Source organism: Megasphaera sueciensis (assembly GCF_050219315.1).
Taxonomy (GTDB): Bacteria; Bacillota; Negativicutes; order Veillonellales; family Megasphaeraceae; genus Megasphaera_A; species Megasphaera_A sueciensis.
Genome location: NZ_CP116939.1, coordinates 2,612,762 through 2,634,889, shown reverse-complemented (window position 1 = coordinate 2,634,889; position 22,128 = coordinate 2,612,762). Strand labels below are relative to the sequence as shown.

Here is a 22,128-nt window from a genome sequence, read left to right as displayed (position 1 = left end):
AAACAAAACACGGTCTGTCAAATAATATTTTGTAATAATTGATACAATTCAAAAAGCCAGAAAAATAGACAGCAAAAAACCGGAGGCATAGTAACTACAACTCCGGTTTATGTTATCTGGTCGGAACGGCGAGATTTGAACTCGCGACCTCTTCCACCCCAAGGAAGCGCGCTACCAAGCTGCGCCACGTCCCGTTATCAGCACTAATAGTTTACCTGATATTAATGTATTTGTCAAATAAAATATAATTATTATTTACTATTTTACAAAAATAGTAAATAGCAATGTTTCTCTTAATAAATATATATACAATTTTAATCCTTTAAACCATTGACAGTAAATAACATATACACATCATATATGTTATATTAGTATCATAAAAGCAAAAACCTTTGCTTTTATAAAAAAACAGGACACTCAATATTTTAAGTGCCCTGCATAATATTATTATTGCAAATATACAACATAAAAATTTTTATACAATTAATCTTCTCTGTCTTTTCGGCTGTTAAAAAACGGTAATGCTACTTCAGGGAAAAGCGCATAGCTTAAAACATCTTCCGTTGAAGCATTGGGGAACCCTTCATCACTCAAATCTTTTCTTGCTTTATCCATTTCTGGTTTCAAATCATCAGCAGGACGGTGATCAATGACCGGTTCATCCCCAATAACCATTTTTCGAAATTCTTCAGAAATTTTTCCGGGAACACGACCATACTTCCCTCGAACAAGATCTCGAACTTCATTGGAAATCATCTTATACCGGCCATACATAACATTAAGAGCGGCCGCTGAACCGGTAATTTGACTAGTCGGCGTAACTAGGGGCGGATACCCTAAATCACGGCGAACATTTGGCATTTCCGCTAGCACTTCATCAAAGAGGTCTTCCTGCCCCTGGTTTTTCAGCTGATTGAACAGATTCGTCAACATACCTCCGGGAATTTGATACTTACGAACTGCCGGATTAATTTGACCGGGCATAGTAAGTTTAAACTCATCGCCCAATTCTTTTCGCACTTTTTTAAAATGATCTGTTAATGGCCATAATTTTTCAATATCAATATCTGTATCATAGATGCTGTTTTCAAGAGCCATTACCATTGTCTCTGTAGCTGGCTGACTTGTAACCTCACCAAAGGGTGATAATGCGGTATCAATAATATCAACGCCTGCCTCAATTGCCTTCATACAGGTCATCTCACCAAATCCGCAAGTACAATGGGTGTGCAGTTCAATAGGAATGGTAAGATGTTTTTTCAACATACGCACCAGGCTATATGCATCATAAGGAGACAATAATCCTGACATATCCTTAATACACAACGAATCAACTCCCATATCCTGCAATTCTTTGGCTCCCTGAGTAAAACTTTCCATCGTATGAATAGGACTTATAGTATAAACGATAGCCCCTTGAACATGTACCTTTGTATTTTTTGCCGCTTTGATTGTCGCTTCCATATTGCGCGAATCATTAAGCGCATCAAACACGCGAATGATATCAATACCGTTGTCCACAGCACGATTGACAAATTCATAAACCACATCATCAGCATAATGGCGATATCCTAATACATTTTGTCCACGTAAAAGCATTTGAAGAGGAGTTTTTTTTACATATTTTTTAATTGTTCGAAGTCGCTCCCACGGATCTTCATCAAGAAAACGCATGCAGGTATCAAACGTAGCCCCACCCCAGCATTCAATTGCATTATACCCTATTTCATCCATCGCTTCCAAAACCGGGAGCATCTGATTCAATCGCATCCGCGTAGCCGCTATAGACTGATGTCCATCACGAAGTACCGTTTCTGTGATTTTAATCTTTGCCATGTCATATCCTCCATCTGAATTGCATTATATATTTCCCTATTTAACGATACAGCAACATACAGACTGTCTCCGTTAAAACATATCATTCATTATTCTAAAACCAACTATTAATATAAGGTCTTAATTACAGTACACTATAGTGTATTATATCATATTTTTACATTATATACACTAAGAAAAAACCAAGCTTTCGCAATCTATATAGGTAAAGCGGGCAAGAATATTCAGAAGCACTATGCTTCTTCCATACCTTGACCGCTCCACAAACCGCTATATTCTGTATATTCTTTCATGTATTCAAACTGCATAGATTATTGTTACATGCATTCCATGTATATCTCTTTAACTTCTTCTTTTGAAAATACTTTAGGATGTAACAGTAACGAACTCCTGGAAATACGCAACGCATTCTTAACCATCCACTCTAAGTCTGATGGAAATATTCCTTCATGGGACAATGTCGTTGTCAACCCTGCCCTTGCTAAAAAAGCTTTTAAAATCGGCACACAGTCATGTTCATTTTTTCCACCTAACGCCTGCGCTAAATCAGCAAATCGATGCGGAGCAGCGGAAATTGATTTTTCAAAAATACAAGGTACCAATGCCGCTAATCCACGTCCGTGAACAATATTTCTAAGACCACTGGCAGGATGTTCCAGCCCATGAGGAGCTGTTACTCCCGCCATCTGAATATTCATTCCTCCCAAAATACTAATCAAAGACATCGCACACCATGCATTTTTATCCTCTGTATCGACATATGCTCTGAAAAAATTCCCGCGAAATAATTGTATTGCATATAGGGCCTGCATTTCCACAAATGGCTGACAAGCACTGCTTAAAAAAGATTCCATATGATGACAAAGGGCATCAAAAGCTACTGCTGAAAAAACAGATAGAGGCATAGAACTCATCATTTGTGGATCTATAATAGAAACGACCGGCAATAAACAGGATGAACATAAAGCTTTTTTATTGTGCGTATTCTCATCCGTAAGAACAGCAAAGGTATTGCCTTCACTTCCCGTACCACAAGTTGTGGGTATGGCAATAATTGGCAAGGCCTTTTCTACTTGTATATGTCCTTTAATATAATCTGTTAAATCTCCATCGTTACAAACTGCAAAGGCAATACCTTTTGCACAATCAATCGTACTGCCTCCGCCTAACGCAATAACTATATCACATTTATTTTCTTTAGCTATTGCCGCTCCTGCATACACTGTGCTCAATAAAGGATTCGCAGTCACTTGATCAAATAAAATAAAAGAAATGTCTTCTTTATATAGAGATGCTGTTAGTTTCTCTATATACCCATTCCGTTTTGCACTACCGCCCTTACTGGTAACTAAAATAACTTTTTTACCATAATGTATGCAAAAACTCCCAACCTTTTCTACTTTTCCATAACCAAATTCCAGATGTACGGGAAGATGATATGAAAAATCACACATCATACATACCACTCCTTATGTATTATTTCATCCCGAAAGTAAATTGATCATCAGTATAATTATACATATTACACCATTAGTTATAATTCTAACTGCTTTTTATTAATAATTTAAATTACATACAAATAAAACACTTACTCCATCGCCGACGTCTTAATATACTAACATATAATTTCCAAATTTTTATTAAGTATGTCCTCCCATAGCATTGACTTTCATAATAGCGTTATACACCTCATCCTCAGTAATATCTGCACGTACATTTTTAGTAAACTGGGTAGGTACACAAGCGGCTTTTGCCACATTACGTATATCGTCTTCTTGGACATCCGTAATACCTAAATCACCTAAACAAGATGGTAATCCGACCATTTTTATATATTTCAACACCGTATTCCATTCTTCTGGTAGCGCTTTTTCTAATTGTAATTGAACTAACAATCCAAAAGCAACTTTTTGACCATGAGAAGCTTTATGAGCTTGAGACACAAGTGCAAACCCATCATTAATCGCATGAGCTGCGGCTAACCCACCGCATTCAAAACCAACTCCGCTTAAATATACACAAGCTTCTACAACCGCTTCTAGTTCTGAAGTGACAATATGCGCTTTTGCCGCTTCCAATGCTTTCGCTGAATGTTTCAATAATATATCATAACATAACTTTGCTAAAGTCAATGCTGTAGTTGAACAAGTGCCGCGCGCCATAGTTTTCGCACCACTACGATAGCATGCACGAGCTTCAAAATAAGTAGATAAAGCATCCCCCATACCAGAAACAAGATATTTTTCAGGCGCAGCTGCGATAATCCCTGTATCTACCAATACCAAATCCGGATTGCGATACATCATGAGGGCTTTAACAACGACCCCTGCATCATTATAAATAACCGCTACGCCGGCACAAGGTGAATCATTGGAAGCAATTGTCGGAATAATAATAACAGGTATACCGCCCATGTTTGTTCCTACCGCTTTTGCCGTATCAATAGCTTTTCCACCACCAGCTCCAATAATAGCATCACACCCATTGGCTGCGGCTAAGTGGACAGCTTCAGCGATAGCTACTTTTGAACATTCACCAGCAAATTCATAATATTCCACTGTTTTTTCAGAATTTTTTAAAGAAAACCGCACCCGATCACCAATGCGCTTTTTATTGTTAGGAGAGCATATCAATAAAAACTTATTTCCCATTTTTCTTACATATTTTCCTAATTTATCTAATTCTCCTTCACCTTGAATATACATACCAGGTCCTTTTAATCCAATTGTCATAATAAAATTCCACCTTTCAATAAATAAAAAATCTCCTACCCTCGAATATATGTTATTGCTTCCCAAAGTATTCGTTGTAGGAGAAATCATCTGCCTTTTATATTTTTTGTATCATTTGACGCGTTATTTGCTTTAAATTTTCAGCACCTGCCCTAACCATTACCCTACGTAATTCATTTTGCCACTGCTGAAAAGAAATTCTAACGCCCTCTGCGCCGCCGCCAATAACACTGAACAGAACAGGGCGTCCAATCAAAACCGCATCTGCTCCTAATGCTAACATCCTAAAAACATCTTCTCCCGAACGTATACCTCCATCTGCCAAAATAGTCATTCGACCTTGAAGCGCATCGGCTATTTTCGGCAGCACATCTGCAGCCCCCTTCATAGTGTCTAAAATACGGCCCCCGTGGTTTCCCACGACAATAGCTTTAACTCCGACTTTTTCGCAGGCAATTGCTTCTTTAACAGTCATAATACCTTTTACAATAAACGGTAAAGAAACAGCTTGCGTTATACGATATAAACTTTTGGGAGATTTATTCTCTATATTCAATCCTTTTGTTTTCATCAACGCAAGTTTAGATGCATCTGCATCAATACCAAAAGCTGGTTCATTAAGACGTTTTGCCATAATACCGCGTTCAATAATAACTTCATCCGGCCGTGGCTTAATAATAGATATGATGTTACCAGGATACAAATTCGCATATTTCATGCCTACAGCAAAACTATACGACTGCGGTCCATCTCCAATCATAGCCATTACTCCAACAGCATTGGCACCTTGTATTAAAGCATGCATATACTGATCTTCAATACTTTCCGGAGTTTCTTCTTGTATACCGGCATTTACCGCAATAGATCCTACCGGAGCTGATATAATAGGCATTGACACCTCTTGTCCAAATAATGTCATATGCGTATCGGGAATGAAATCTCGAGTACCGCGATTGCAATCCTTTACCGTATATTCTTGCAAAGACTTCCAATTTCTGTAAAAAGCATTACCTGTACCGATTCCCCCTAATCCGGGCAATTCACCGGCACAAGTAATACCATTACATATTTTACATATGCGGCACGAATTGTGCATCCTTTTCTTTGCCAGGGTAAACAATTCTGCCTGATCCATCTTATATGTACTCCTAATTTTTAATTGATATTTTGATACTCTTGCAGTCGTAAAGTAAGCGTATACACATCTTGGCCTACACGATACAATAAAAAATCACGATTATCATCATTGCATGGAAGATTTTCAGGCTCACCGCCGTTCAGCCAATCATGACATATACCATTTAATTCGGCAAATATCATATGTAATCCTTCTTCGCCAAAACCTACTTTTTTTACTAGTTTATTAAAATGTTCCTTATCAGAATCATTATATTTAAATATTTCACACCATATAGAAAGTAATTCTTGTTCGTTCATTCCTGTTTTTTTAAAAATAAGTTTTTTTTGTGTCGCCAACATCAGTAGTATGCAGGACAAATAAGACTTCACTACCACAGGAACCTTATCTCTTACCTTGGCAAAATACCGGCGATGGGCCCAATAGCTGCTGAACGCTAAATTATTTCTTTCCAAAAATTCTTTGATTCCATCATTGGCCGATACAGCACAAATCATAAAGAAACGCTTCATCGCCTCATTTGTAGATCTGCTTTTTGCTTTTACCATACATTTTTTAATAAAAAACTCACAGACTTCAGCCGAGTTTTGCTTAGATAAATTTCTCAGTAAATCACCATAGTACTGCATATATTAGCCTCCGGATATCAAAACTTATTTCACGTCTTTTGCAGCAGTCGATGATGCACCAGCTTGTTCTTGAGCCTGTGCCAGTTCTTTTTCTGCAGCAATATTAAATAAAGGATCTGATTTTAAATTATATAAATCTAATCTGCGCTTGAAGAAATTTTTACCATACACAAGAAGACAAAGAACAATTCCGACTGCCAATGCATAGGCAGCGCCACGGGACACAAGAACACCGCCGATAACACCGGCAACACCTAAATCATTGAACGTTTTAGCTCTCAAAACCCCTACACGAACTGCTACATATCCCTGAATCAACATAGTTAAAGCCAAAGCTATGGGCAATATCGGTTTTACAAAACTAACAATAGGTGAAATCCAATACCCTGTAAAAGTACCAAGTCGGAAAGAGGCAACCCCGCCAATTAAGCTGTCCATTGCATCACGGCCATGTTTATACCGTTCGCAAATAACAACCTGCATTGCTGCCCACAGCGGTCCGCACATAGAAAGATCAGGACCGAGCATGGACATAATAATATTCCGAATACCAACAATACAATTGTTCCGATTCGCATCAAAATGAATGTTTTCATCACCATTACGGAATTCACGAGCTTCATCAATCAATGCATCTGCCTGAATCAATTCACCAAACAATACCACATAAACAGCTACGACAAGCGGAAATGCTGAAATGTAATACTGCAAAGGAGGGAACCCAATACGATCGGCAAACGGGCTCCATTGAGTAAACAATTCATAAAATTGCGGATGAGTAAATCCCCATTCAATCGTCGGCCAAGGAAGTTCTCCTACAAGCGGAGCAATAACAACAGCCAATAACATGGCCGGCAGTAATCCTAAATCGGAAATAACTTGGAATACCTTATTTTTCCGCATAATAGTTTTAAAGTGATTGCTGAAGGAAAGATAAAAAGCAAAGCCAATGGCAATCGCAATTGTCCAAGGATACTTATCAAAACTGCCGCCAGCATTGAATACAAGACGAACGGCGGCAATACCTGCTCCAATAAGAATCCCGGCCTTTAATGCATCAGGAACCATATCTACAACTTTCTTAGCTAATCCGGTAGCTCCCAAAAACAAGGTTACTACGCCGAGTTCAAATTCAAAAGCAATCAATGCATGCATCCGTTCTGCTGTATCGTTGGGAAACGAAGATATCCATAACAACAGCAAAGGAATAGCGGGAGTAATCCAACCGGGAACGACAGGATCTCCTAAATGGGCATGCCAGCAATATAAGAAACCATTCATGATAACGATAGTAATAGCGATTTCAAAGGGCATCCCCAAATATTCTTGCAATACGGGAATAATACCCAAACAAACAGCACAAAGCAATAAACCTTGCACATAATCAGGCCATTCGAAGCGATAGTGGATAAACGGCAACCGCAGGACAAATTTAAAAATATGCAGATTAATCCCAGGCTGCACTTCTCCTTCTTTTCTTTTATAAATAGGACCAAACATAATAGGTCACACCTCCAATAAAATACTGAAATAGTAAACTACACCTGATACTAATACAAAAAAACCATAGCAACCATCTCCACCCTATAAAATTCATTTTCGTGACAGCTGCTATGGCATATGTATCAAGTTAAGCAAGATAACACAGGATTATTCTTCAAACTTACAATGAAACCGTGCTTCAAATTCTTCAATCAATCCAGCTCGGAAATCAGGATGCGCAATATGAATCAACGCTGTAGCCCGCTGCTTCAAGGTCTTCCCTTTTAAGGAAGCAATTCCAAACTCTGTAACTATATAGTCCACATCATTACGCGATGTAGTAACAGCTGCACCAGAATCTAAACTGGCACAAATCTTGGAAACTTTACCATGACCTGCGGTAGAAGGCATTGCAATAATAGCTTTGCCACCTTTTGCACGTGCCGCCCCGCGAACAAAATCAACTTGGCCACCCACGCCGCTGAACTGACGAGAACCTATCATTTCTGCATTAACCTGTCCCATAAGATCTACTTGCATTGCCGAATTAATGCTGATAATATGATCAATCTGAGAAACAACAAACGGATCATTTGTATAATCCACCGGTTTAATCAGTACATCCGGATTATGATCCACAAAATCATACAATTTTTTGGTTCCCATTAAAAAACAAGATACAAATTTACCTGTATCAATAGTCTTTCTTGCATTTGTAACAACACCTTTGTTGGCCAAATCCACTACACCGTCAGAAAACATTTCCGAATGAATCCCCAAATCTTTCTTATCTCCCAAGAAAGATAACACGGCATCAGGTATAGCTCCAATTCCGAGCTGCAATGTATCACCGTCTTGAATCAAAGAGGCTACATATTCACCAATCTTTTTTTCTGTTTCGCCAATTTTAGGCGGCTGTAATTCGATAAGAGGTTCATCACAAGGAATAATATAATCAATATCCTTGATATTAATGCTGTTGCCATAAGTAAACGGCATATTTTTATTAATTTGAGCTATTTTCAGTTTCGCAGCTTCTGCAGCAGGTTGTGTGTAATCACAAGAAATACCAAAACTGCAATTACCTTCTTCATCTGGTTCCGACAGTTGCAGTAAGACTACATCCATGGGAATGATGCCTTCTCTGAAAAATTTAGGTACCTCATGGAAAAATACCGGAGTAAAATCAGCGCGGCCTTCTTCCACAGCTTTACGTGTAGATCCACCAACAAATAATGCATTATGATGAAAATGTTTTTCCATACCAGGTTGGCAATAAGGAGCCGTCCCCATAGCAACCATATGCAAAATTTCGACATTTTCCAAACGTTCCGCTTGTGCTACAAGCGCATTAGTTAAACATTGCGATTCCCCACAAGCATGTGTAAATACAACTTTATCACCCGATTGAATATGACTAATAGCATCTTCTGCTGTCACAATTTTTTCAGGATATACACTTTTCCAGTCTTTCACAAAGCACACCTTCCTTTTTTGTGCGTATATGCAGCAACTGCAGGAAAAAGGAGCTGTGACCTGCAGCTGCTTCCATATTAACGCGATAGGATCAAATGAAATAATAATCGTGTAAGCAAGGATTATTCTTCAATCTGAGCAATGGCTTTTGCCAATTGTTTCTTCATTTTCAAGTTGCCTTGACGAGAAATCATAATCCGTTGTGCCTGCGGCGAACCAGCACCATGCATGGATTCTGTACGATAGCCGACTGCAGCAGTTCCAAGGCAGAGATTTTCAATCAAACGTAAAATCTTCAAACGATTTTCTGTACTCACAACATTGACACCGCGAAGGTATTTATCAACATATGGTCCCAGTTTCGGATCTTTCAGGTCTTTTTCAGAAGGGGCCGTTACCATGAGGCCACCGGCAATATCTTCTGCCAGACGTACGATTTCATACGGAAAACGAGTTACGTTTTGTTTACATACATTAGCCAATAAAAGATCAATCAGATAATTGCCGGCTTCTGTCTTCGTTCCCAATGCAGAACAAGCGATACCGCAGGCAAACAAGGTTTCATTTAAATGCTGCATTTCGATAATCTTGTCTTTAATATGGGAAGCCTTTGGACAGCCGTTGTAATCAGCAGCCACAGCGGCAGCACCAATCAACACATCGCCTACGCCAACTTTACATCCGCCATAAGATTGACGATGATAGCCAGCAAAACGTTCTACCAAGGAACCTGCAAATTCATATTCTCCGTTAAGGAAAATTCTGTCATTCGGGATAAATACATCTTCAAAAATTACCAGTGCTTCTGTGCCGCCAAACTGCGGATTACCGGTATCCATTTTAGCACCTTCTAATTTTCTGGTGTCGCAGGACTGACGGCCGACAATCATAAAAATACCTTCGGCATCCGTCGGGCAGGCAAAGGATACCGCATAATCCTTATCATCTTCACCCATGGCAATCGTAGGCATTACGATAACTTCGTGGGAATTGATAAAACCGGTTTGATGTGCCTTGGCACCACGTACAACAATCCCGTCTGCCTTGCGTTCTACAACGCGAAGGAACAAATCCGGATCAGCCTGCGCGTGAGGAGCAAGGCCGCGGTCCCCCTTCGGGTCCGTCATCGCTCCATCAACGGTAAGGTCATTATTCTGCACGTATTTAAGGAAGTTCATGAAGTTTTCATGATAATGCGTCCCGTATTTTTTATCCGTATCATAGGTAACAGAGAATTCAGCATTAAATGCATCCATACCAACACAACGCTGGAAGCAAGCAGCTGTTTTATCTCCACAAAGACGCTGCATTTTAACTTTATTCATCAAATCTTCCGTGCTTTGGTGGATATGAGTAAAACGGTTGACCTTTTCGCCTGTATACGGAGAAGTAACTGTCATTAAATCTTCATATTCCGGAAGCTGTGCCAAATCATAGGTCATCTTTACAGAGTTTAACGATGGACGGAGAATCGGGTCGTCTACGGGACATTCTACTTTTTTACCAAACATATACACCCGCAAATTCAATTTTCTCATACTTTCGACGTACTGTTCACCTGTCATTAATGCCATAATAAATCATCCTTTCTACTTCTAAATAACTATTAATTTTCCACACAAGAGTGCGTTTGTCCTTCATAGAGCAAAATACGTGCCAAGCAACCCTGATTCATTTACTTTAAGGAATAAATATGATGACTTTTTATTGCAAGCAACATGCATGTATGCTGAATTGTCTTTTTTTTTAAAAAAATACTTTTATTTTGTTGCATGTGAAAATCGCCACAATTCAAATCCTCATATTCTATTAAAAACATTTATTTTGTTGCATATTTGAAACACATTTTAATATTTTAGATTCATTTTTGCAACAAAAGGTTCGTTTGATACAATATTATTCGTATGTTTACACTTTTTTCTCATCTAGCATGAGATTACTTCCTCTTATATCAAACGAAAACATTTGTTCAAATTAACACAATCTCATCAGGTATTACCTTATATTTTACAAATCGTTATATTATTATTTTTACTATAAAATTTTTATTCTCTTTTTCTTGGCATGAATATTGCTATATATTATATTTAGAATACAATACTAGTTAGTATATTCTAAAGGATGTGAAACCATGTCAAAAATAACTTTTCAAGAAATTGAAACTATTTTGGAAAATGAAGTTCGTCCAACTTTAGCCGAACATCACGGGGATGTCTGTATCGTTGATTATTCCAACAATGTTTTACGAGTTCGTTTAACCGGACAGTGCAGCGGTTGTCCCTCTGCATTATCCACGACGGAAGAAATCATTGCATCAAAGGTAAAAGAACATCTGCCACAAATCAAAGACGTTATTTTAGTTACCGGTGTCAGTGATGATCTACTAGCACAAGCAAAAGCACTAATGAATCATAAAAAAAATATATAGGAGATTCTTATGAAAATTGGCATAAAATATTGCGGTGGCTGTAACAGTCGGTATGATCGAGCGCGAGAAATAAAAAAACTTATTAAACAATTTCCCCAACACACATTTGTCTATGATACGCCAGATACAAAAATATGTGATGTGTGGCTGATTGTTTGTGGGTGTGTTTCCTGCTGCGTTGCAACAGATAACTTGATCGCTACAAAAAAAAAGTTTATTTTGTATTTACCGCGTGATTTCGCTACTGTTGTTGCATATTTGAAACAATCAGAAGAAATCCCGCAAATCCAACAAAAAAAACTGCTTCATCTGGGTGATACTGCTTCCATGACAAAACAATTTACCACTGACGATATCACAAATTTTGCCAAATTAACCGGTGATTACGGTAAAATTCACATAGATGCAGAATTTGCCGCTCATTATGGATTCGGCCGTCCTGTAATCCATGGAATACTGACGGGAAGTCTCATTTCTTCCGTAATGGCTATGCAGCTCCCTGGAGATGGCACTATCCTCATGGATGAAAATATACGATTTATTTTGCCCGTATATCCTGGGGATATAATAACTGCCACCGTGCTATTAAGTACTGTAAAAGAAAATAAGAGATTTTATGTCGGAGAACTAACGGGACGCTGCAAAAATCAAAAGGATGAAGTAGTTGCCGAAGGAACCTGTCATCAAATGATGATGAAAAATTTGTTTATTATCGGTTAACTACGTCGTACACAAAAAATACAACAAAGGATATGGTGTTAAAAATGACAAATTTAGAAAAATACGATAAATTATTTATGGACAATTTCAAACTAACAAAAGAGCAATTACCCGGTTTAAAATACAGGTCCATTAAATTATGGGATTCAATGGGACATATGCAGTTAATGGAAGAAATGGAGGATATTTTTGATATTTCATTAGATACCCCTGATGTATTATCTTTCAGTTCTTATGAAAAAGGGCTGGATATTCTCCGAAACTATGGCGTTGATATCTAATGAATACACATGTAGCATTCAATCCAGTCCGCATCATTGATCCTATAACAAACAGCAATTGCTACATAATAAAAGAAGATGCTCATGTCCTTATTATTGATCCCAACAATTTTTCATTAATTAACGCTTACTTAAAAGCACATCAATTACATCCTGAATATGTTTTACTTACTCACGAACATTGCGATCATATTTCAGGTCTTAATGAACTGCGTCAGTATTATTCTTTTAAAGTTATCGCCCAAGCTGCCTGCAGCTTGGGTATTCAGGATAAAACGCTAAATATGACTCGCATAATGGAAACATATCTATATTTTAAGAGTAACGGAACTGTTCTTACCCCCTATCCAAAATTCACTTGTAAACCTGCCGAACTAACTTTTAACGAAACATATTATTGGCATTGGCTTACCCATCAGTTTACATTTCTTCATACACCTGGTCATACCCCTGGCAGTACATGCATACTTGTCAACAATACTGTTTTATTTTCCGGTGATTATTTTATTCCCGGCGAAGAGGTCATTACCCGTCTACCCGGCGGTAATGCAGATATATATGAAAAAATTGGCAAAAACATTTTACGCACTCTGCCGGAAAACATGCAAGTATATCCCGGACATGGAAATACCTTCCTCCTGACAAAAGAGGTGAAGCAACATTATGGATTATAGCGAATGGTTATCACATGAACCATACTCGTGGTCACAAAAAGAAAAAGAAGCTCATTATCTTCCTTATTTTAAGGAGCTAACCGCTTATCATAGACTACATTGTCCTTCCTATGGCAAAGTTCTAGATATGCTGGCCTATGAGCAGCATACTGTTAAATCTATTGACCAAATACCCATGCTGCCTATTTCTCTGTTTAAACAAATGTCTTTAAAAAGCATTCCCGATGACGAGATTTTCAAAACTCTTGTTTCTTCGGGCACAACAGGGCAGGCTGTCTCAAAAATATTCTTGGACAAAGTTACTGCACAAAACCAACAACTCACCTTATTAAAAATTGTCACTTCCTTTCTCGATAAATCAAGACTTCCCATGCTTATCATTGATACTCCGTCTACTTTAAAAAGCCGGGAAAAATTCACAGCGCGCGGTGCTGCTATATTAGGATTTTCTATATTTGCCAAACATCGTTACTATGCCTTAGATGATACAATGCATGTAAATATAGAAGTACTGAAAGAATGCCTAAAAAAAAGCGCAGGAAAGCCTATCCTTATTTTTGGTTTTACTTTTATGATATGGAAATATTTTTGTCAGGCATTGGAAAAAGCCCATATGTCCTTTGACTTTTCTAATGCTTTTGTCTTACACGGCGGTGGCTGGAAAAAAATGCAGGATCAAGCGGTATCCCCAACCATTTTCAGAAAAAAATTATTAGAGCAGTTTGGTATTTCACACGTGCATAATTATTATGGTATGGCAGAACAAACTGGCTGTATATATATGGAATGCGAATACGGTCATCTCCATGCCAGCATTTTTTCTGATATTATTATGAGAAAAGCTGCTGATTTTTCTGTTTGCCCCATAGGAATCCCGGGAATTATCCAAGTATTATCACCTATGGCTGTGTCCTATCCGGGACATTCTCTCTTGACTGAAGATATAGGCACTTTACTAGGTATAGATGATTGTCCCTGTGGTCGAAAGGGAAAATATTTTTCTGTAGATGGACGAATCCCGGCAGCGGAAATAAGGGGGTGCAGCGATACGTATGGACAATAATATACAAATACTAGCCGGTATAATACCGGAGCATGCTCATCCATTACCGTTATTTTCGCCAATAGTACTTGATTTCTTATATGCTCTTAGCCATGAAATCCGGCAAACACCTGAATTATATACAAATAAAGATATAGCAGCTTTTTCTTTTTGGCTTCGCCGCAAACACATTTACTCTTTTCAAAAATTAACACCTACCCATCCTCAACGAGTTGGACGGGGAATTATATTTCATATTGCCCCCACCAATATTCCCATTATGTTTGCCTATAGTCTTGTTATATCCTTATTAGCCGGGAATAATAATATCGTACGTATTTCTCCCCGTATTATACCGTCCATGTCTCCATTGATTACACTTATAAGAAAACTTTGGAGCAAAAAAGACTTCCAAATATTAAAAAATTCCAATGCCTTAATTACATACAAACGAAGCTCTTCTATCACACATTATCTCAGTTCTATATGCGATGGAAGAATCATTTGGGGCGGGAATGATACAATAAATGAGATTAGAAAATCGCAACTATCACCGCAAGCTTTAGATTTAGCTTTTGCTGACCGTTATTCTCTTGCTCTATTTGATGCAGAGACAATTCAACAGTGCAATGACGAAGAACTAAAAAAATGGGCTCATTATTTTTACAATGATACCTATGATATGGATCAAAATGCCTGTTCCAGTCCTAAACTTATTTTATGGATAGATCCTTCCGGAAAAAATATACAGCAAATTCAAACCCGCTGGTGGAATGAAGTCTATCGCGCCGCTATCAACTACGAACTAGCCCCCATAAAAGTTAGTCGAAAATATACAGATTTATGGACTTATAGTATGACTTATCCAGAAATAGATTATATAAATCAATGGAACAATCTATTATATGTATATACCCTATCTACACTACCCGCCGACATAACAAAATTATCTGGAACATTCGGACAATTCTTTCAATTTACATTACCATCCATGCTAGATTGCTTGCCTCTATTCTCTAAAAAAATACAAACTATCTCCACCTTGGGAATTGACGCTCCCACACTCCGGACTTATATGATTCAATCCGGAGTGCTTGGAGGTGACCGGATCGTATCTATTGGCGAAGCCATGAATATGCACATACAATGGGATGGCATCAATATCTTGGAATATCTTTCAAGACTTATTGGATAGGAGGTACTGTTATGTGTTTTTTTGACAAAAATCCGAATTTTTCAAATCATGTATTATTTGTAGATAATACAGGACATTCTGTTACTTATCAAGATTGGTATTATCATGCACAAAAATTAAAAGCATTGATTCCCCGACGTTCGCTGGCAGTTATTTTATGTCATAATGGTATCGGCTCCGCTTTATCCTATCTAAGCTGTCTGCAAAATCATATTGTGCCTTTATTATTAGATAGTCAAATGGATAGAGACCTATGCCAGCAGTTATTGACAATTTACAGCCCCAATTATATATTTAAATCACTTAATGCTGCGCAAGCAGGCGAAGTTCCCATATATATAATAGAATCGTACGGTCTCTTTAACTATTCTGATAAAAAACACGATATATATCCTGAACTTGCTTTACTATTAACGACCTCAGGCAGTACAGGAAGTCCCAAACTAGTTCGACAAAGTTATGCAAACATCCAATCTAATGCAATGTCTATCTCTTCCTATCTAAAACTGAACGATAAAGAACGTCCAGTTTCTTCATTGCCGATGCATTACACCTTTGGTTTGTCTGTAATAAACAGCCATATATTGGTCGGTGCTACCGTATATCTGACAGAATTAACTATTTTTGATGCTGCTTTTTGGGATTTTTGCAAAAAAAAGAAAATAACATCTATAGCTGGAGTTCCTTTTACTTATGAATGTCTAAAAAGAATCCGTTTTTTTAATATGACATTGCCAAATCTTCAATTGATGATCCAAGCAGGAGGTAAGTTGTCAAAAACATTACAACAGCAATATGCTGAATTTGCCTGCCGTACACATAAACGGTTTATTGTCATGTACGGACAAACAGAAGCTACCGCCCGTATGTCATATCTCCCGGAAGAATACAGCGTATCCAAAATTGGCAGTATCGGTATTGCCATACCTGGGGGAGCATTTCATATCATGGAAAATGCTCACACAGAAATTTTTGATCCAAATATACAAGGTGAATTATGTTACGACGGTCCGAATGTAACGTTGGGATATGCACAATCTATCGATGATCTGAAATTAGGAGATGAACGTCATGGACGTTTATGGACAGGGGATATCGCGTATAAGGATAGTGATGGATTTTATTACATTGCGGGACGAAAAAAACGTTTTCTCAAAATAATGGGAAAACGCGTTAATATGGATGAAATAGAACAACTATTTAAAAACACGTATACATCTTATGATTTTGCCTGTACCGGCGTAGATGAAGACTTGCGTATTTTCACAACAGCTCCACAAGATTTATTGGAAGAGTGTTCTGATTTTCTCCTAAAAAAAACAGGACTCCATCCAGCGACTTTTACAATTACCACCATAGATGCTATTCCGAAAAATTCTTCCGGGAAAACACAATATACTATGTTGAAATCACTCGCAAAATTATAGGTCTGCCATGAAACTAGAAAATTCACTCTATCAGGAACAAGCTCAGCAATTGTCGGTATTTCAGCTTCAATCACTGCAACTTTTGGCACTTTCTAACAAAGACCTTCAAGATACTCTACAAAAAGAATACACCGAGAATCCTTTTATGGATTATACTCCTTCAAGTTCGGGAAAAGAAGCTGTAAAGGATGCCCTTCAATTCACTGCTGCTCCAGATGAAAACATTGTAAAAAACTTCATATTGGATCAATTAAACCCAGAAATATACTCACATGGCGAATGGGCCCTTCTCACCTATTTAGCCGAAAACGTTGATGAATATGGATTTCTTGATATAAAAGGTCTTACGACACGGCTTGCGTTACCCTCTAATTTACTTGCAAAGTGCGTAAAACACCTACAAAGTCTTAATCCTCCCGGCATTTGCACTGTTTCTGTACAAGAATGCTTAAAAGAACAACTGCGCCGCAAAAAAAAGCTAACTCACGTTTTACAGTTTATTATAGACAACCATTTGGCCGATATTGGCAAAAATAACATAAAACATATTGCAGCGACTACAAACTTATCCAGAGATCAAGTACTGCCATTGATAAGAATAATCCGTTCACTCCGTCCGCATCCGTTGGAGGGTTTTTCAGCAAAATCTGCTAATTTTATTATTCCCGATGTTGTTATTCAAAAAGATAATGCCGAGATACAAATTTTTCTCAACGATACCTGGATGGGTTCTTATTCTATAAGCGATTATTATATTGGATTAATGAAATCCGCACAAGATCCGGAAGTAAAAGCATATTTCCAGCGTAAATATTATCGTTGCTATATGATGCTGCGCAATTTGGAACAACGCCGCAACACGTTATTATTATTAAGTCAGGCTGTTTGGGAATGGCAATTCGACTTTTTCGTAAAACAACAGCCTCTCAAGCCCATGACACTTCACGATATTGCCAGTAAAACAAAGGTACATAGTTCCACTGTTTGCCGAGCAATCAAAGACAAATACCTGCAAACACCAGTCGGAACAATTGCATTTAAGCAATTATTTCAAAGAGGTATAAAACGTGATACGGTTTGTATTTCTCAATCAGATATAAAAAAAAGATTAGCACATATTATTTCTCAAGAAAATCCGTCTTCTCCGTTAAGTGATGCCGAATTAGCCGGTAAGTTATCAGAAGAGTGCCGTCTTTCGCTGTCTCGCAGAGTAATTTCTAAATATAGGGAATCTTTGCATATTGCGAATTCGTATAACAGAAAATTGTAAATATAGTCAAACCGGGTTTGTTTCCCTTCAATTTTTTTTTAATTTATGTTAGATTAACAGTATGTATTTTAGCTGTAAGATATAAAAACTCATAATAGTTCTACAAAGACGTTGGAGGCAGGTATGACAAAAAAAATATCCATGTTTTCCACTGTATCAGAAGCAGCTGAGCGGTTAAACGAAATTATTGAACACTCTTTTGACGGCATTTATATTACAGACGGTAAAGCAAATACCATCAAAATCAATCATGCCTATGAAGAAATTACCGGGTTAAAAAAAGAAGAAGTGATGGGGAAAAACATGGATGACCTTGTCCATAATAAAATTATTTCTCGTTCTGGTTCCTTAATTGTATTAAAAACAAAAAAACCGGTCACACTGCAGCAGCATTTTAAAACAGGGAAACAAGCCCTCATCACCAGTTCACCTATATTTGATAAATCGGGTAAATTGGTAATGATCGTAACCAATGTACGTGATTTAACGGAAATATATAATTTAAAACAAGAAGTATTAGAAAAAACAGAAGCCATGGAAAGACTGCGATTGGAATTAAACCATATTCAAGAATGTCCTGGAGAAGAAGATCTTATTATAAAGGATGATGTAGCATTGGCCGCACTATTGCTGGCAAAACGGGTAGCACCTATGGACACAACCGTAATGCTGCTGGGGGAAACAGGTGTAGGTAAAGAAGTCATGGCAAAATATGTGTTTCACCATAGTTTACGTTCAAACAGCAGTTTTATCAAAATAAATTGCGGCGCCATTCCGGAAAACTTGATTGAAAGTGAGTTATTCGGATATGAAAAAGGTGCTTTTACCGGCGCAAATAAAACTGGTAAAATGGGTTTATTCGAGCTGGCCAATAATGGTACTTTGTTTCTCGACGAAGTAGGTGAACTGCCAAAAGAAATGCAGGTAAAATTGTTGCGAGCCTTACAAGAACAAGAAATTACACGCGTCGGCGGTGTTACTCCTATTAAAATCAATACCCGCATTATTGCGGCTACTAATCGAAATTTAGAAGAAATGGTTCAACAAAAACTTTTCAGAGAAGATTTATACTATAGACTTACCGTATTTCCTATCTATATTCCCCCATTACGGACAAGGCCTAAGGATATTACACCTCTTGCCGAATCTTTTCTAAAAAAATTAAATCGAAAATATAATTTTAAAAAACATTTTTCTAATGTATCTATTACACTGTTAAATGAATATGACTGGCCAGGAAATATCCGCGAATTGAAAAATATCGTTGAACGGGCCGTCATCATAAGCTCCGGTGACGAAATTAAACCAGAAGATCTCCATATACGGCAAAAAACTGGATTAAATACGGAAACAATAGGTACCATTATTACGGTGCGTGATGAAGAAAATACCCCCGAACATATATCTATATTTCCTGAATCAGGAGATCTAAAAATTATGTTGGAAAATATTGAACATCATTATTTAGAACAAGCTTACGAAAAATATGGCAATGTACGCGATGCCGCCAAAAGTTTAGGTCTTACGCCATCCACATTTGTCAGAAAACGTCAGCGATTTATAAAAAACAGTTGATTGGTATAAGGAGGTCATGCAATTGAATAAAATTACAAAAATTAAAGCCGTATACTTTAGTCCAACGGGTACCACCAAAAAAACAGTAACTACTATAGCTGCAACTTTGGCAGAAAAACTGAACATTTCTTGGGAAATGGATGATTTTACGTTGCCTCCACGCCGTAAAACTCCCCTGGTATTTAAAAAAAACGAGCTAATTATTTTCGGTGTTCCCGTCTACGCAGGTCGGGTTCCCAATATCATTATCAAATATATTGCAGCACTGCAAGGTAACAATGCGACAGGTATCCCTGTCGTATTGTATGGAAACCGCAATTATGATGATGCCTTAATAGAATTGCGTGATACGTTGGAAACTGGCGGCATACACACAATTGCCGCCGGAGCATTTATTGGCGAACATTCCTTTTCCCGCATATTAGGTGCCGGTCGTCCTGATAAACAAGATTTAAGTATAGCTCGTCAATTTGCCCATACCATTGTTGAAAAATTAACAGAGAAAAATAAACAATTAACTCCTATCACCGTAAAAGGTAATATACCCTATCGTCCCTATTACCGTCCCCTCGTAAAAGACGGAACGCATGCCGACATACGAAAAGTTGTTTCCAAAGTCAACGACCATTGTACAAATTGTGGTATTTGTGCAGCTGTCTGTCCCATGGGTTCTATTTCTAAAGAAGATATTCGATCCTATATTGGCATTTGCATCAAATGCGGTGCCTGTATAAAATTTTGTCCTGTACAAGCACGGTATTATGATGATCCATCTTATCTTTTTCACAAGGAAAATCTGGAAGAAACGTATACCCGGCGGGCAGAACCAGAATTATTCGTATAAAATCGAGCAGGAGATCACGTGGAAACATATTGGACTCTCTTTTTACAATTTCTGCCAGCTATTTTTCGATGACCTCGGAACCTCTTGTATTTGCACATTGCTTATTTGATTAATCGTCGGTTGAGACAATATATTGTGTATTTTACTGCCGACGGATTGCAAGCGTTACTCCGCTTTCGGATTGCCTACTCACGTCTGTAAGACCTCCCCGGATAAGAACGCAGTCTTTCTCTCCTTCTAGCTGCCACCTCTACAGGATTGTCCTCGCATAGTTTAGGGCTTTGGTTTGCGTGGCAACCTTGCCTTACGCTATGTGCCGGGCACACCATGTAAAATAATGCTAAGATCTTAATATAAAATCTCAGCGTTATTTTTTTTTAATATTTTTTAATAACGACTGCATAAATTTATATATTTCCTGTCTGCCATCGGGATAACACAAAATTACGAAAAGTCTCCATAATAGGAAGCATGTTAGCATGTCTGTAAACGGCCATAAAAAGATATCGCTTATCTAACGGATTGGCAATAGGAATACGATCCAGATTATAATATTTTAACGTATAGAAATCAGGAATGATAGCTACACCATATCCCGAAGAAACAAGACCGGCCATTGCATTATCCTCTTCAATATGACACACGACGTCCGGATGAGAATCTGCTTCATTCATAATATGCGTTACCATCTCGTATAATCCGCTGTTTTTACTAAAAGAAATAAAAGGATATGGTTCAAGCTCTTTTAAAGAAACAGATTCCCGATCACCTAACGGATGTCCTTTAGGAACAGCAACGACCAATTCTTCCTCCGATATAGGATAAAATATAATATCTGGTTCATCTTCTACATAAGAACAAAATGCCACATCCATTTTTTCATCCTTTAGATCCTTGACTATCTGTGAAGTCGTCCCTTGCTTAAAATCAAAAGTAATTCCTTTATGCTGCGGAATCGCCTGAAATTGCGTAATAAGTTCGGGTACAAACGTATACCCCATGGTATAAATAAATCCCAGTATGATCCGCCCATGGTCCGGACGTGTATAGGCCTGCATAATATTTGTCCCTTTATCTAATTCCTGAAGAGAGCGTTTAACATATGGAAGAAACATGCGCCCATACTTGTTTAAATATATGTTTCGCCCCTTTTTTTCAAAAAGCCTTAATCCTAATTCACCTTCCATATCGCGAATTGCTCTATTTAAACTGGGTTCCGTAATATATAACGATTCAGCAGCCCGGCGATAATGTTCTGTCTCTGCTAGTTTTACAAAATATTGCAATTGTTTTAAATTCATTTTTACTCCTTTCTTTAACTTTTTACAACAATTTATAGAAAGTCACTGCCGAATGATAGCCTGTAACTAGTAATTTAG

19 protein-coding genes and 1 tRNA gene are annotated in these 22,128 nt (G+C 37.8%); 10 read left to right on the top strand and 10 right to left on the bottom strand.

Features of this window, described 5'->3' with window-relative positions; translation table 11 throughout:
- Nucleotides 1–117: 117 nt before the first annotated feature.
- From NXG62_RS12655 to NXG62_RS12615, 9 genes are all read right to left on the bottom strand, one after another.
- Nucleotides 118–194, bottom strand: a tRNA-Pro gene (locus NXG62_RS12655).
- Between the two features lie 289 nt (nucleotides 195–483).
- Nucleotides 484–1,836 (bottom strand): pyruvate carboxylase subunit B, encoded by a 1,353-nt coding sequence (locus NXG62_RS12650; RefSeq protein ID WP_427112783.1) that lies wholly within the window; start codon nucleotides 1,834–1,836, stop codon nucleotides 484–486.
- A 317-nt stretch (nucleotides 1,837–2,153) separates the two neighbouring features.
- The gene (locus tag NXG62_RS12645; RefSeq protein ID WP_427112782.1) at nucleotides 2,154–3,293 is read right to left on the bottom strand and encodes an iron-containing alcohol dehydrogenase; all 1,140 of its coding nucleotides are present in this window, start codon (nucleotides 3,291–3,293) and stop codon (nucleotides 2,154–2,156) included.
- Nucleotides 3,294–3,476: 183 nt separating this feature from the next.
- Complete coding sequence (locus tag NXG62_RS12640; RefSeq protein WP_322351649.1) at nucleotides 3,477–4,568, bottom strand: glycerol dehydrogenase; 1,092 nt, start codon at nucleotides 4,566–4,568, stop codon at nucleotides 3,477–3,479.
- 97 nt (nucleotides 4,569–4,665) lie between these two features.
- Nucleotides 4,666–5,703, bottom strand: a complete 1,038-nt coding sequence (locus NXG62_RS12635) for an alpha-hydroxy-acid oxidizing protein (protein WP_427112781.1) — start codon at nucleotides 5,701–5,703, stop codon at nucleotides 4,666–4,668.
- 20 nt (nucleotides 5,704–5,723) lie between these two features.
- The gene (locus tag NXG62_RS12630) at nucleotides 5,724–6,335 is read right to left on the bottom strand and encodes a hypothetical protein (protein WP_427112780.1); all 612 of its coding nucleotides are present in this window, start codon (nucleotides 6,333–6,335) and stop codon (nucleotides 5,724–5,726) included.
- Nucleotides 6,336–6,359: 24 nt separating this feature from the next.
- Nucleotides 6,360–7,835: a hypothetical protein gene (locus NXG62_RS12625; protein ID WP_427112779.1), complete on the bottom strand. Its 1,476-nt coding sequence runs from the start codon at nucleotides 7,833–7,835 to the stop codon at nucleotides 6,360–6,362.
- Nucleotides 7,836–7,985: 150 nt separating this feature from the next.
- Entirely contained in the window at nucleotides 7,986–9,293 is a 1,308-nt protein-coding gene (locus tag NXG62_RS12620; RefSeq protein ID WP_427112778.1) for an acetyl-CoA hydrolase/transferase family protein, read from the bottom strand.
- A gap of 122 nt (nucleotides 9,294–9,415) precedes the next feature.
- Entirely contained in the window at nucleotides 9,416–10,867 is a 1,452-nt protein-coding gene (locus NXG62_RS12615) for a 4-hydroxyphenylacetate 3-hydroxylase family protein (protein ID WP_427112777.1), read from the bottom strand.
- Nucleotides 10,868–11,424: 557 nt separating this feature from the next.
- On the opposite strand from NXG62_RS12615, the gene NXG62_RS12610 reads away from it, so the two are divergent.
- From NXG62_RS12610 to NXG62_RS12565, 10 genes are all read left to right on the top strand, one after another.
- A complete protein-coding gene (locus NXG62_RS12610; RefSeq protein ID WP_322351553.1) occupies nucleotides 11,425–11,721 on the top strand; it encodes a NifU family protein in 297 nt (98 codons plus the stop codon).
- Between the two features lie 9 nt (nucleotides 11,722–11,730).
- The gene (locus tag NXG62_RS12605) at nucleotides 11,731–12,441 is read left to right on the top strand and encodes a MaoC/PaaZ C-terminal domain-containing protein (RefSeq protein WP_322351552.1); all 711 of its coding nucleotides are present in this window, start codon (nucleotides 11,731–11,733) and stop codon (nucleotides 12,439–12,441) included.
- A 44-nt stretch (nucleotides 12,442–12,485) separates the two neighbouring features.
- A complete protein-coding gene (locus NXG62_RS12600) occupies nucleotides 12,486–12,722 on the top strand; it encodes an acyl carrier protein (RefSeq protein WP_427112776.1) in 237 nt (78 codons plus the stop codon).
- Nucleotides 12,723–12,754: 32 nt separating this feature from the next.
- Nucleotides 12,755–13,396, top strand: coding sequence for an MBL fold metallo-hydrolase (locus NXG62_RS12595; RefSeq protein WP_427114285.1), 642 nt, complete (start codon nucleotides 12,755–12,757; stop codon nucleotides 13,394–13,396).
- The gene (locus NXG62_RS12590; RefSeq protein WP_427112775.1) at nucleotides 13,386–14,459 is read left to right on the top strand and encodes an acyl-protein synthetase; all 1,074 of its coding nucleotides are present in this window, start codon (nucleotides 13,386–13,388) and stop codon (nucleotides 14,457–14,459) included. The genes NXG62_RS12595 and NXG62_RS12590 overlap by 11 nt, the downstream gene beginning before the upstream one ends.
- A complete protein-coding gene (locus tag NXG62_RS12585) occupies nucleotides 14,449–15,633 on the top strand; it encodes an acyl-CoA reductase (RefSeq protein ID WP_427112774.1) in 1,185 nt (394 codons plus the stop codon). Before NXG62_RS12590 ends, NXG62_RS12585 begins: the two co-directional genes overlap by 11 nt.
- A gap of 11 nt (nucleotides 15,634–15,644) precedes the next feature.
- Entirely contained in the window at nucleotides 15,645–17,060 is a 1,416-nt protein-coding gene (locus NXG62_RS12580) for an AMP-binding protein (RefSeq protein ID WP_322351549.1), read from the top strand.
- Nucleotides 17,061–17,067: 7 nt separating this feature from the next.
- The gene (rpoN, locus tag NXG62_RS12575; protein ID WP_427112773.1) at nucleotides 17,068–18,330 is read left to right on the top strand and encodes an RNA polymerase factor sigma-54; all 1,263 of its coding nucleotides are present in this window, start codon (nucleotides 17,068–17,070) and stop codon (nucleotides 18,328–18,330) included.
- Between the two features lie 123 nt (nucleotides 18,331–18,453).
- Entirely contained in the window at nucleotides 18,454–19,905 is a 1,452-nt protein-coding gene (locus NXG62_RS12570; protein ID WP_427112772.1) for a sigma-54 interaction domain-containing protein, read from the top strand.
- 22 nt (nucleotides 19,906–19,927) lie between these two features.
- Complete coding sequence (locus tag NXG62_RS12565) at nucleotides 19,928–20,749, top strand: EFR1 family ferrodoxin (RefSeq protein ID WP_427112770.1); 822 nt, start codon at nucleotides 19,928–19,930, stop codon at nucleotides 20,747–20,749.
- Between the two features lie 407 nt (nucleotides 20,750–21,156).
- Here the strand turns inward: NXG62_RS12565 and NXG62_RS12560 are convergent, their stop codons facing one another.
- Nucleotides 21,157–22,050: a LysR family transcriptional regulator gene (locus NXG62_RS12560; RefSeq protein WP_427112769.1), complete on the bottom strand. Its 894-nt coding sequence runs from the start codon at nucleotides 22,048–22,050 to the stop codon at nucleotides 21,157–21,159.
- Nucleotides 22,051–22,128 lie beyond the last annotated feature (78 nt).